This is a genomic window from Scopulibacillus darangshiensis, assembly GCF_004341035.1.
Taxonomy (GTDB): domain Bacteria; phylum Bacillota; class Bacilli; order Bacillales; family Sporolactobacillaceae; genus Scopulibacillus; species Scopulibacillus darangshiensis.
The window spans coordinates 34459-46745 of sequence record NZ_SLXK01000015.1 but is presented as its reverse complement, the minus strand read 5'-3'; the positions used below and the strand labels follow the sequence as shown (position 1 = coordinate 46745).

Here is a 12287-nt window from a genome sequence, read left to right as displayed (position 1 = left end):
GTGCATTTTACTAAGATGAATAAAAGATATTAGAGAAAAAGGTTGTTTCACACTACAATTATGTGACAAAAAACGGCTAATCTAGTTATCCCAAGGGTTATAGCCGCTTTCCTTCCTTTTTAACTGCAAAAGCCGGGTTATAGGACTGAGAGAGGATGTCTACTAATTGTGGAAACCGTCCACGACCATATTTACGGACCTCATTAATACCGATTATTGATGGAAAATGAGCATTTTTAGGCATAAAAACCTTAAAAATCACCAAAATGGAAAGGTTATTATAATTTATCCAGAGTTAATAGACAGCCTCTGAGAGTCCGATAACCCCCCCCAAGTTTTACAGCGTGATTGCCTTTTTGACCGCCTGAAACCATTGCATTTATTCAGGATTTCGGGCGTTTTAATTTTAATTTTTTGTCAGATTATTTTAGGTTTTTATAGTTTTAATTTAGTTCACTTGTAAGTGGAGATATTATAATATAAGGAGCTGTTAAGTGCGAGTGAAGGAAATATAACGAAAACCGCCGCGAACCTGGGTTTTGTCCAATCCAATTTCACAGCAAAAATTAAACGGCCCTACGAATTTCATAACACCCTCCAGCAAGATGCATAATGATTTCACCTGTCAAAAAGAAGCTTACTCGCCTCATAATAGAGCACTTGAATGAACTTTTTTGTATTAATACGATAAGAAGCTGGAGCTGTTGAGCCATCTTTTAGTTCGTTCATCTTTTTCCTGACAGTTGTAAAATCAAAAAACGCCGGCGCATACTTTTCAAATTTCGGATTCATGTAATCCGTTAATCCAAGGGAAGCCAAATGATTCAGCGATTGGGAAATCGCCCTGCGAACCCGTTGTTCTGATGCCTTAATTTCTCTATTTAACTCAATAGCCGATGCCGACTCCCCAAGTCTTCTTTGTGCAATGCTTTCAAAAATCCCCTTAAGGGCAGGTAAACCTTGTTCAGATTTTGCCGTCTGCTCACAATGAAGATAATCCAATATATCAAACATATCCTTACTGCCATTTTCACCTGCTATACCCAACTCAGCCAAAAGCGTGCGGCCCGCCGCTCTTAATTGTGGCTCATTTAAAGGTTCTTCCCGCCGGGTTTGGCCACCTTTGGAATCAAATACAGCACTGAGTGATTTTTGAATATCCTGGATTGACCTTTCTAACCGAATCCGTTCAATCACCCGTCTAATAATTCCTAATACCTCAAATTTATTAATGGGCTTTGTTATATAATATTCAATCCCTAGTGAATAAGCTTCACCAATCATGGCCTTCGACTCAACTTGGGAAATCATAATAATTTTGCCTTTATAAAACGGTTTGATTTGGCGAACGGTTTCGATGCCATCTTGTATCGGCATCAATAAATCAATAAATAAGATATCGACGTTTTTCAATGCCAATGTATTCTGATTCAACATCGACCCGTCTTCAGCTTCCCCTGCTATTTCACCAAGATCCTCATCCTCTATGATTTGGGCTAACATCGACCGTACAGCGTCATCATCATCTATGATAAAAAAGCGCATCATGATACCTTCCTTCACCCTTCCTTAGTTAAATGCCTTACAGGTAACCGTATCAAAAAAACCGTTTCCATACCCTCCGGCCCCTCTTCCAGTCCGATCTCACCTTCAAGTTGTTCGACTATTTCTTTGACGTAGGATAACCCAATACCAGTTGATGAATTGCCTTCTTGGTCATATTTTAATGTGAAACCGGGTTTGAAAATTAATTGTTGATGTTTCGGTGAGATCCCCGGACCATTATCACCTATACGACATTCAACACTATCGCCCAACTTATTTATACTGATCGTAATTGTCCCTGTTTCCTTTATCGCCTCGACGGCGTTCGCGACAAGATTATTAAGTATCGAAAGGATGGTATAAACATGATAGTCAGGGTGCTCCCCGTTAATATCGCTTACGAAGTCAATATCCTTTCCATGTAAACGGGCATATTTCCTATTCGAACGGACAACGACTCTTATAAGATCATCGACAGGCAAATAATCTTGAAGATTCTCCTTGGAAATCAGATTGGAAAGCCCGGCAAAAATGCGCTGATTATCTTTTTTGATCTCATGAACCTCACCTGCAATGGCTAAGGCCTTGCTGCGGCTTTCCTCAATAGAGACATCCGCTTGCTTCAAATCTTTATATAGATCATATGACTTTTTCGTAATGTTTTCAGCATTTCGCAGTGTCTTCTTTAAATGAATGGATTCCTCGTATAAATTGGATACGAGCATCATCAGATGTTGATTTTGGTTACGGACCTGGCTCCCTTTAAGGCGTGACTCATAGAGTTTCATCATATTGAAAAAACCAAGGACAAAAAAGCTGCGGAAAATCGCGATAATGAAAACTTTGTTAAAGACCATCAATGTCGGGGGATTATGCGATATCCCGTACTCAGTGACCAACTCAACAAGGTCTGAGATAACTTCAGCGATCACCCCAAAGAAACCGATGAGAAAGGAGCGGTCGTGAAAGCGATTAATCTTCAACAAATAAAAAACACAACTATAAGTAAAATAATATAAAAAGACGGGATAATATGTTCCAAAAGCGCCAGACCACGCCAAGTGCCCAATCGTCAAAACATCTAAAATAACGCGGAAGCCCACAATGGAAAGGCCAATTAAAAAACCCGGCAAAAACGCCGGGACCTTACGCAAAAATAACAAGAAAAAGAAAAAAGCAGGCGGTGCAAAACTAACCCGATACGTATCATTAAAAGGATAAAATTTCAACTCACCAGCTAAAGGTACGATCACCATCATCAAAATAATTAATTTGATATCTTTATTCAAGATCAAGCGTTGTTTCAAGAGGACGTTACCTCCACCTCAGTATAGACCCCAAGTATACCGTTTTATTAAGGCAAAAACAAATGGACACAAGCCACATCATCCTTAAAATCATGTTCTTTTTGTATCCTTTTGTCTTTTTGCGTCTTTTTTTGTAGTTTACTATATAAAATGCAATTATATAACTTTCAAAAAAGGCACATGCAAACGGTGAAAGCGGTTACACTTGTGTCTTACAAAGAATTTAAAAAGAGGTGACTGAATGAAAAAATTCGGGTTAGCAACACAAATTTTTGTTGGCCTTGTTCTTGGTATTATTGTCGGTGCTATCTTTTACGGAAATCCACATGTTTCTACTTATTTGCAGCCAATCGGTGATATTTTTCTTCATTTAATAAAGATGATTGTCATTCCTATCGTTATTTCTTGCCTGATTGTCGGTGTTGCAGGTGTTGGTGATGTTAAGAAGCTTGGGAAAATGGGAGGAAAAACACTCCTTTACTTTGAAATCATAACTACCTTCGCGATTATCATCGGTTTAGCCGCTGCTAACTTGTTCCACCCTGGGACAGGCATTGATATGACTAACATCCACAAAACAGATATCTCAAGTTATCAGAAAACAACCGATGATGTTGAAGGTCATGGATTTGCTGATACGATCGTTAACATTGTTCCAGAAAACATTATTTCGTCCCTTGCAAGCGGTGATATGCTTCCAATTATCTTCTTTTCAGTTATGTTCGGATTAGGCGTCGCGGTAATTGGCGAGAGAGGAAAACCTGTTCTGCAATTCTTCCAAGGGACGGCCGATACCATGTTCTGGGTAACCAATCAAGTGATGAAGTTTGCTCCATTTGGGGTGTTCGCACTCATTGGTGTCACAGTATCCAAGTTTGGTGTCGATTCACTCATTCCGTTAAGTAAGCTGATCATACTTGTGTACGGTGCTATGATTTTTTTCATCCTTGTGGTATTAGGGCTCGTTGCTAAATTTGTTGGTGTGAACATCTTTTCTTTATTGAAAATATTAAAAGATGAGTTGATTCTCGCTTACTCAACATCAAGTTCTGAAACAGTTCTTCCGAAACTTATGGAAAAGATGGAGAAGTTCGGTTGCCCGAAGTCTGTGACATCGTTCGTTATTCCGACAGGATACTCTTTCAATCTTGATGGGTCTACACTTTATCAAGCCATTGCTGCTATCTTTATCGCGCAAATGTATGGCATCCATCTGTCGATCACAGAGCAGATTGTCTTAGTCTTGACCTTAATGGTGACCTCAAAAGGTATTGCCGGTGTCCCTGGTGTTTCATTCGTCGTGTTACTTGCGACACTTGGATCAGTAGGCATTCCTGTAGAAGGCTTAGCCTTCATTGCTGGCGTCGACCGGATTTTGGACATGGCCCGAACAGCTGTCAATGTCGTCGGTAATTCCTTAGCCGCAATTGTGTTATCGAAATGGGAAGGCGGCTTTAATAAACTGAAATCACAAAAGTACATCGAGTCATTAAAGGAAGAAAAAACAGCTTAGAATAACAAAACAAAGGCGAGCTTCGAGGGTAACAATCCTCTTAGCTCGCCTTTTGCGCTGCTTAGCAATAGGAAAGTCAAGGTGACCTAAAGTTCAGTTATGATTAATTTAATACATTGATTAAAATAATACATTGACAGTCATAGTAATGTGATATATATTATACTCATGGAGGTGAGATAGTGGTTGATAATAAAATCTCCTCGGACTTACTAAGAGGGCATACAGATACAATTATCTTGAAGTTATTGATGAGCGGAGATAAATATGGATACGAAATATCGAAATTGATACACTCAAAATCCGGCGGCGAGTATGAACTTAAAGAAGCGACGATGTATTCAAGCCTGAAGAGACTGGAGAAAGACAATAGCATTACCTCTTACTGGGGCGACGGAGCCCAAGGCGGCAGGAGGAAGTACTATAGCCTAACAGAAAAAGGAAAAGAAACTTATCTTGAAAATAAAAACAATTGGGAGATCGCAAAGCGTATTCTTGATCAATTAATTTAAAGAGAGGCGGCAATTACAATGAATGAGAAATTAACCAAATATTTAGACGGTGTATTCTCACCCTATGAGGATTTAAAGGCTGTCAAGGAATTGAAGGAAGAGTTGCACACTGACTTACATGAGAAGCTGAAGGATTTGAAAGCTCAAGGTTATGATGACGAAGCGGCTTATCGCATGACTGTCAGCTCCCTTGGAGATATATCAGAGATCATAGAAAGCATTACGTCAAAGACCAGAGAGCTGCAGCAAATGGTGGGAATGGACTTTTCAAAAACCAACCTCCAGAATTCCGATTTTAAAGGAGTAAAGGTACATGATGGGAAGTTTAACTACAGCGCTTTGAAAGGATCAGACTTCAGCGGTGCAGATTTGACGAACAGCTCCTTCAAATGCAGTGATTTAACTAAAGTGACATTTGATGGCGCTGATCTTACCAAAGCAAAAATCACTAAGTCCTCACTGAAAGAGGCTACCTTTAATAACTGCGCCTTCAACCATACGGATTTTAACAGTTCCGATTTGTCAGGTGTTTGTTTTGATAACCAAACGTTCATTGGTACAATTTTTGATTACTCCGGGTTAAAAGGGACATCTTTCAAAAATGCTGTTTTTAGAAATGTTTCATTTAAAACCATGGTTAAAAAGGCTAATTTTGATGGGGCCACAATGGATAAGTTAACGTATGCCGTTTTGAAAGGCAATAAAGCAAACTTGACTAATGTCACTGTCATCTAACTGCATTTTAAATCAAGGAGGATGCAATTGATGCAAACTGATACAGCTATATCTGTTCATGGCCTAGAAAAGTCGTATAAGAATGTGAACGTGCTGAAGAACATCGATTTTACTGTACAAAAAGGCACTATTTTTGCCCTGCTTGGCTCCAATGGCGCGGGGAAAACGACAACGGTTAAAGTCCTAACGACCCTGCTCAAACCGGACAGCGGAACCGCCACCGTAAACGGATTCGATGTTGCGTCCAAACCCGACAATGTGCGGCGGGCAATCAGTCTGACCGGGCAATTTGCCGCCGTGGACGAAATTATGACCGGACGGGAAAATCTTATCATGATTGCCAAGCTGCGATACCTCAGCAATCCCCGTCGGGTTGCGGACGACTTGCTTAGACGCTTCGGCCTGACAGACGCCGCCGACCGCAGGGTGTCTACTTATTCGGGCGGTATGCGCCGCAGGCTCGACATCGCCTTGAGCCTTGTGGGAAAACCACAGATCATATTCCTCGACGAGCCGACCACTGGGCTTGACCCCGAGGCGCGCATCGAGGTTTGGAAAATTATCAAGGAGCTTGCCGACGGCGGCACGACGGTATTCCTAACCACGCAGTATTTGGAGGAGGCTGAACAGCTTGCCGACAGGATTGCTATTCTGCACGAGGGAAGGATTATCGTCAATGGTACGCTCTCGGAGCTAAAAAGGCTGTTCCCATCCCCAAAGGTGGAGTATATTGAAAAACAGCCGACCTTGGAGGATATATTCCTCGCAATCGTCGGCAAAAAGGAGGGAAAGTAAATGGAGGCGGTAAAGAAACACTTTTTCAGCGATATGGGCGTTATGCTTGGACGTTCCATGCGCCATATTACCCGCAGTATGGACACCATCATCACGGTCACCATCATGCCGATCGCGCTTATGTTGCTGTTCGTCTATGTGTTCGGCGGTGCCATTCAAGCCGGAACAGATAACTATGTGAATTACTTGTTGCCCGGCGTATTGCTGATTGCTATTGCCAGCGGTATATCCTACACAGCCTTTCGCCTGTTTACCGATGTGCAGCGGGGCATATTCGAGCGGTTTCACACCATGCCGATTTCACGTTCCACCTTACTGTGGGGGCATGTGCTGACCTCGCTCTTATCCAACGCCATATCGGTAGTCGTCATCATTCTCGTAGCGCTCGTTATGGGCTTTCGTTCATCGGCGGGGATATTGTCATGGCTTGCGGTAGCTGGCATACTTGCGCTGTTTACGCTGGCATTAACCTGGGTCGCGGCGATTGCCGGACTGTCCGCAAAATCAGTGGATGGCGCAAGCGCCCTTTCCTACCCAATTATCTTTCTGCCGTTTATCAGCTCGGCGTTTGTACCGACCGAGTCGATGCCGTCGGTCGTTCGCGCCTTTGCCGAAAACCAGCCGGTGACCTCGATCGTAGGGGCTATCCGTGCGCTACTCTCAGATCAGCCGGTGGGCAATGATATATGGGTCGCTCTTGCCTGGTGCATCGGGATTTTGCTCGTAGCCTATTTCTTTGCTATGAGGGTGTATAAAAAGCGGGTGTGATTTAGTTAAAGAAGGATGCCGCAGCCTAGAACTTTAGAAAAACGCCAAGCCGGGAGGCATAATCATAGGCTTGGCGTATATTTTCGTTAATATGAGATTCCAATATTATAATTACATATATACCCATTTTCCGGCGTTATCCCTCTTATCAAAACATGTGTTATTATGAGCGTACAAATATGTGGCTTTTGATGGCTATATTTAGAATACGGGGTGTGATGTGATGAGAAAGAAAGATTCAGATAAAAGAAGACACATTTTAATAACAGCTATGAAGCTTTTCTCCTCCAAAAATTATAATCGGACATCTATGCAGGAAATCGCTGATATTTGCGGCATTTCAAAAGGGAGTTTGTATATATACTTTAAATCAAAGGAAGATTTGCTTTTAACAATCCTCCAATATTACTTTCAGCATATTGAAGATCAAATTACGCTTATTGAGGAAGACGCTTGCCTGTCCTCAACAGAAAAATTCACGAGGGAAATTGAAATCAAGTTAGGTCATTATATTGAAAATCAAGAGTTCTACAGACTGCAGGGACAAGAACTTTCCGGTCTCTCGGATAAGAGCATTTATCGTTACTTGCACCAGCAAAATATTGCTCAGATCAAATGGCTTGAACAATCTTTAATCAAAATTTATGGGGATCAAATTAAACCATATGCCGCTGATGGGGCTTTTCTGTTAATGGGCATGATCAAACAATACATGGAACTCATCGTCGCAAAAAAATTGCCTTTAAATATAGAGACAGTTGTTCAGTTTTTAATGGTTCAAATGGACTTTATTATGAAAGGCCAATTGAATCATCATGTTGAGCCATTAATAAACGAAAAGTTATGGTCCGTATACTTAGAAGAAGCGGGTGAAGAAAAGGTCCATCCTCTCGAGTTGATTAAAGAAATTAAAAATCAGTTAAAAACACTGTCAATTTCTGAAAGCCAAAAAAAGGAAGCGGTTCAGTCCCTGACCATCATGGAACAGGAACTGATGAGCATGAAACCAAGAACCGCCATTCTTAAAGGAATGCTTCGCAACCTTGAACCGATTCACTTGCTCAAAGAGATGAGGGTGAAGCTTGCGGACAGTCTTCAGATGGCTGAATCAGAAAGTAAGATTTAAAACTAACGTTCGGCTAGAATCGGAAGTGAATTCAAGGATTGGCCAAAAATAGAATGTGATAAATGGGATTCAAGATCAAACGACGGGATACTGCGAATATTGGAAAACCGCTTGATAAACCCCGTCAGTATTGTCTTCACCTCTAGCCGGGCAAGCGGTGCACCCAAACAAAAATGGGGTCCAGTGCTAAAGGTTAAATGTTTGCGGTTATTTGGCCGATCGATGTCAAATTGGTCAGCATGATCAAAAGTTTGCTCATCCAGATTGGCAGCACTCATCCATGCAACGATCATTTCTCCCTCTTTCATTTCTGGGCCAAGAACATCCGTATCTTTTTTCACCCTGCGTTCCATTTTCATAATATGAAACCGATAGCGGAGAACCTCTTCAATGGCTTGCGGAACAAGCTCCGGATCCTCTCTTAATTTTCGATAAATACCAGGGCTGTCATATAAAAAAGCATAAAAACAATTCGTGATAAGATGAGAGGTTGTTTCTAAACCGGCGCCCAGCAAGCCTCTGGTCATCTTGATGATTTCTTCTTCTGTTAATGGTTCACCATCACGCTCAGCGTTAATTAAGTCGGAGATAATATCATCAGCGGGATGGACTCTTTTTTCCTTGATAATAGGTTGTAAATAATCGGAAAACGCTTGGGCCGCAGCGGCTTTCCTCTTATTAAGGTCTGACATATTTTCTTTATCAAAAGGAAGGAAAATAATTTCGACCCATTGTTGGAATAAATGGCGATCTTCTGGCGGTACCCCCAGCAATTCAGCAATAACCGTTATCGGAAAGGGATTCGCCAAAGATTTAACAATATCTATCTCCCGGCTTGGATCGATATCGTCAATGAATGCTTCAGCAATGGCTTGGATCCGCGGTTCCCAACTTCTCAGATGCCTTGGAGTGAAGGCCGCAGAAAGCAGCGAACGACGCCTCCTGTGTTCTGGAGGATCGGAAAATAAGATGTTTGTTCGATCAGAAGTTCCGTCATTTTGACTTGCCGGAGCGACTAATGTCCGATCTCTTACACTTGAGAACAGCTCATGATCGGAAAGAACACGCTTAACATGATCATAAGTAAACACATTCCAAACCTGTTGTCCCTCATGAAAGGAAACCGGATGATGCTTTCTCATATCCTCAAACCAAGCATAAGGGTGCCATTCCTCCTCCTTTGTCTTGAATGGTGTCATCTCGTCCACAAAAATGGCTTGCTTCATATTAGTCATTCTCCTTTCAAATTTAAGAAATTAAAAAGAGCATGCGATAAATGAAATCCATTAATCCTTCTGTTCAAAAGGCTGATCAGCAATCTTGACTGAATCTGTAGGACACTCGTCCATTGCTTCCGACACCTCGTCAATCTTATCTTCAGGTATAGGTTTTATCCCTTGATTGCCATCTAATTTAACAAACGCCAAACCACTTTCATCAAAGTCGAATATGTCGGGAGCGATGCCTTCGCAATTTCCACAGCCAATGCATGTTTCCTGATTAACGACGACGAATTTTGCCATTATAGTACCTCCCATTCTTCACGACTAACCTCGTCATTTTTGGGATTGGATTCCAATTTTAAAATGTATAGTTCTCCAAATGACCAAATAGTCATTTAAACCATAACACAATCAGCAACGATCAATCATGAGACTTACGAATGGTTTTTGGAACCGCATTCATCCCTTATCGCCTGATAACGAATGACCTGCCCCAAAACCAGTACTTTTGAATTCAATAATATTTCCTTAAAGGGATTAAAAAAAGAAGATGCCTCAAAAGCTATGCTTTGGGACACCCTATTATTTGAAGATGATTTGCTGGAAATTTAATTTAAAAAGCTGCAGGTGATATAAAAAGTAGTGGTGGTTAATTCATGACTTGAAAATCCGTTCAAGCTCGACTGAAAGTCCTTCGAAAAGAAAAGATTGTGCGGTTTCATTATGTTTGTACGTTCTCGTTTTGTTGACCTCATTGTTCTCGAAACCATAAATCGTAACTTCCTTATTGAGTGGATTAACAATCCAATATTCTTTGACATCAGATTCCATATAAAGGTCCAATTTCTTAACCATGTCTTTGCTTCTCGTGCTTTCTGACAGCACTTCAACAACAAGGGAGGGAACCCCTGTATAGTAGTCCCTTTCATCCAAATGATCATCTAAATCACAAATGACCATCAAATCGGGCTGGACCACATTAGGGTCATTACGATTCAGCCTTTTGAGGCGGATATCGTAAGGGGCAACAAAAGGTGTACATTCATTTCCTTGGAACCATTGATGAAAAGTTACTAACATTTCAGTGATTGCAAATTGATGGGCTGTTCTCGGCGAAGCCAACAAATAAATCTCCCCGTCAATATATTCATACCGGTTCTCCTCATCGCGGGTTAATTCCACAAACTCCTCATACGATGCTTGTCTTCCTTTAAAAGGATACGAATCCGCTGTTTCTTTCAGTACACTTTCCTGTATGGTTGCATGGGGTTTCCCCTCCATGGACTGTAACCTTGCCACTTCAATTCCATTGCGGGTAACGATAATCTCTTCTTTCGCTGCAAGCACCAAATATTTCCCAAAATTATTCTGTACCTCCGTCGAACTGACGATCATGTGATCACCCCACATGTATTTGGTTAGCTAATTTAGCTAATGATAACCTAAAAATAAAACACTTGCAATAGCGTCCTTAGAAACCTTTCTTTGTTCCCAATGGCATAGTTGATAGAGGTATCTCACCTAGTCGAAATAGCCTTTCTAATTTGAGCATTCAGCTTGGTTACATTTACAGGTGGAACTATGTTATTTGATAGTTTATACTTCCGCTTTAGTGATAAAATCCTATATACACTATTATTGATGGTATCTTCGGATATTGTATGATTTTTGGCTGCTGCGTATAAGCTGTTGTACACGGTTTTCACATTCTCTTTTCCGTGTCCCACTAGGACAATGTCACTTCCGGCATTTATAGCTCTTACGGCTGCATCCCCCAGGTTATAGTGTTTGGTAATTGCCCCCATTGTCATGTCGTCTGTTATAACAACTCCCCTAAATCCAAGTTGGTTTCGCAACAGATCAGTAATGATAGCTTTAGACATGGAAGCAGGATATTTAGAATCCACTTTCTTCACTAAAATGTGTGCAACCATTACCATATCTGCATGGTCTTTAATAACATTTCTGAAGGGAATGAGTTCAAATTGCTTTAATTTGGATAGACCTTTATTCACTTTAGGAAGGTCTAAATGAGAATCGATGGAGGTATCCCCATGGCCTGGAAAGTGTTTAACGACAGGAATAATGTTCCCGTCACTGATTCCTTTCATCATAGCTTCCCCTAGTTTTGAGACAACACTTGAATTTGAACCAAACGAACGATCACCAATTACTGTATTTTTGGGATTACTTTGTATGTCTAGCACAGGCGCAAAATCGGTGTTAAATCCAAAAGATGTCAGTTCCTTAGCAATCACGTTTCCAATATTGTAGGCATATTTTTTACTATTTGAATATCCAATCGTTCTCGCTGTTGGTGTGTTTATAATCGAAGCGGGCATACGGTTAACCCTTCCGCCTTCTTGATCTACGGAAATAAAAAGAGGCACTTTGTTTTTCGTATTGGCTGTTTTGAGTCCATTTGTTAAATTTACTAATTGAGTATCACTTTTGATATTTGTTCCATAGAGTAAGACACCGCCCAGTTTATATTTGTTTAAAAGGTCAGTGACATTAGTTGTTATGGTAGTCCCGTCAAATCCTCCAATAATCATTTGTCCAATTTTTTCACTTAATGTCAGTCTTTTTAGTTCATCTTGAACCGGATCTGTCTTAGGAAGCCTTTTCGTATCTTCTGTATTATTAGTTTTACTCCGTCCATTGTCATTAGCTGAATGTTGTTCACTGTTATTATTTGCACACCCCGTAAGTAGAAAAAAGGCGGTTACAATCACAATAGTTTTAGTTACAAATGTTTTCATA

General features: G+C 40.9%; 12 protein-coding genes. 6 read left to right on the top strand and 6 right to left on the bottom strand.

Annotation, left to right across the window (positions count from 1 at the left end; all coding sequences use genetic code 11):
- Positions 1 to 618 precede the first annotated feature (618 nt).
- The gene (locus EV207_RS11580; RefSeq protein WP_132746359.1) at positions 619 to 1545 is read right to left on the bottom strand and encodes a response regulator; all 927 of its coding nucleotides are present in this window, start codon (positions 1543 to 1545) and stop codon (positions 619 to 621) included.
- A 14-nt stretch (positions 1546 to 1559) separates the two neighbouring features.
- Positions 1560 to 2804 carry a sensor histidine kinase gene (locus EV207_RS11575; protein WP_132746358.1) on the bottom strand — a complete coding sequence of 415 codons (1245 nt, stop codon included), beginning with the start codon at positions 2802 to 2804 and terminating at the stop codon, positions 1560 to 1562.
- Between the two features lie 289 nt (positions 2805 to 3093).
- Here EV207_RS11575 and gltP point away from each other — a divergent pair, with 289 nt between their 5' ends.
- The 6 genes from gltP to EV207_RS11545 all read left to right on the top strand — a co-directional run bounded on the left by gltP (position 3094) and on the right by EV207_RS11545 (position 8301).
- The gene (gene gltP, locus EV207_RS11570; RefSeq protein WP_132746317.1) at positions 3094 to 4365 is read left to right on the top strand and encodes a glutamate/aspartate:proton symporter GltP; all 1272 of its coding nucleotides are present in this window, start codon (positions 3094 to 3096) and stop codon (positions 4363 to 4365) included.
- Between the two features lie 182 nt (positions 4366 to 4547).
- Entirely contained in the window at positions 4548 to 4877 is a 330-nt protein-coding gene (locus EV207_RS11565; RefSeq protein WP_132746316.1) for a PadR family transcriptional regulator, read from the top strand.
- 18 nt (positions 4878 to 4895) lie between these two features.
- Positions 4896 to 5612: a pentapeptide repeat-containing protein gene (locus EV207_RS11560; protein WP_132746315.1), complete on the top strand. Its 717-nt coding sequence runs from the start codon at positions 4896 to 4898 to the stop codon at positions 5610 to 5612.
- Between the two features lie 21 nt (positions 5613 to 5633).
- Positions 5634 to 6407: an ABC transporter ATP-binding protein gene (locus tag EV207_RS11555; protein ID WP_132746314.1), complete on the top strand. Its 774-nt coding sequence runs from the start codon at positions 5634 to 5636 to the stop codon at positions 6405 to 6407.
- On the top strand, positions 6408 to 7175 hold the full coding sequence (locus EV207_RS11550; RefSeq protein ID WP_132746313.1) for an ABC transporter permease: 768 nt from the start codon (positions 6408 to 6410) through the stop codon (positions 7173 to 7175). It begins immediately after the preceding gene.
- A 223-nt stretch (positions 7176 to 7398) separates the two neighbouring features.
- Complete coding sequence (locus EV207_RS11545; RefSeq protein WP_132746312.1) at positions 7399 to 8301, top strand: TetR/AcrR family transcriptional regulator; 903 nt, start codon at positions 7399 to 7401, stop codon at positions 8299 to 8301.
- A 2-nt stretch (positions 8302 to 8303) separates the two neighbouring features.
- On the opposite strand, the gene EV207_RS11540 is transcribed toward EV207_RS11545, so the two are convergent.
- The 4 genes from EV207_RS11540 to nagZ all read right to left on the bottom strand — a co-directional run bounded on the left by EV207_RS11540 (position 8304) and on the right by nagZ (position 12286).
- Complete coding sequence (locus EV207_RS11540; RefSeq protein WP_132746311.1) at positions 8304 to 9536, bottom strand: cytochrome P450; 1233 nt, start codon at positions 9534 to 9536, stop codon at positions 8304 to 8306.
- A gap of 51 nt (positions 9537 to 9587) precedes the next feature.
- Positions 9588 to 9824, bottom strand: coding sequence for a ferredoxin (locus EV207_RS11535; RefSeq protein ID WP_132746310.1), 237 nt, complete (start codon positions 9822 to 9824; stop codon positions 9588 to 9590).
- A gap of 354 nt (positions 9825 to 10178) precedes the next feature.
- Positions 10179 to 10919 carry a type II toxin-antitoxin system Phd/YefM family antitoxin gene (locus EV207_RS11530; RefSeq protein WP_132746309.1) on the bottom strand — a complete coding sequence of 247 codons (741 nt, stop codon included), beginning with the start codon at positions 10917 to 10919 and terminating at the stop codon, positions 10179 to 10181.
- A 122-nt stretch (positions 10920 to 11041) separates the two neighbouring features.
- Positions 11042 to 12286: a beta-N-acetylhexosaminidase gene (gene nagZ, locus EV207_RS11525; RefSeq protein WP_132746308.1), complete on the bottom strand. Its 1245-nt coding sequence runs from the start codon at positions 12284 to 12286 to the stop codon at positions 11042 to 11044.
- Position 12287 lies beyond the last annotated feature (1 nt).

Excerpts from the sequence above, each read along its gene's own strand:
- EV207_RS11540 (WP_132746311.1), bottom strand. The coding sequence starts at position 9,536 with ATGACTAATATGAAGCAAGCCATTTTTGTGGACGAGATGACACCATTC.
- gltP (WP_132746317.1), top strand. The coding sequence starts at position 3,094 with ATGAAAAAATTCGGGTTAGCAACACAAATTTTTGTTGGCCTTGTTCTT.
- EV207_RS11575 (WP_132746358.1), bottom strand. The coding sequence starts at position 2,804 with ATGATGGTGATCGTACCTTTAGCTGGTGAGTTGAAATTTTATCCTTTT.
- EV207_RS11530 (WP_132746309.1), bottom strand. The coding sequence starts at position 10,919 with ATGATCGTCAGTTCGACGGAGGTACAGAATAATTTTGGGAAATATTTG.
- nagZ (WP_132746308.1), bottom strand. The coding sequence starts at position 12,286 with ATGAAAACATTTGTAACTAAAACTATTGTGATTGTAACCGCCTTTTTT.
- EV207_RS11545 (WP_132746312.1), top strand. The coding sequence starts at position 7,399 with ATGAGAAAGAAAGATTCAGATAAAAGAAGACACATTTTAATAACAGCT.
- EV207_RS11580 (WP_132746359.1), bottom strand. The coding sequence starts at position 1,545 with ATGCGCTTTTTTATCATAGATGATGATGACGCTGTACGGTCGATGTTA.
- EV207_RS11560 (WP_132746315.1), top strand. The coding sequence starts at position 4,896 with ATGAATGAGAAATTAACCAAATATTTAGACGGTGTATTCTCACCCTAT.
- EV207_RS11555 (WP_132746314.1), top strand. The coding sequence starts at position 5,634 with ATGCAATTGATGCAAACTGATACAGCTATATCTGTTCATGGCCTAGAA.
- EV207_RS11550 (WP_132746313.1), top strand. The coding sequence starts at position 6,408 with ATGGAGGCGGTAAAGAAACACTTTTTCAGCGATATGGGCGTTATGCTT.
- EV207_RS11535 (WP_132746310.1), bottom strand. The coding sequence starts at position 9,824 with ATGGCAAAATTCGTCGTCGTTAATCAGGAAACATGCATTGGCTGTGGA.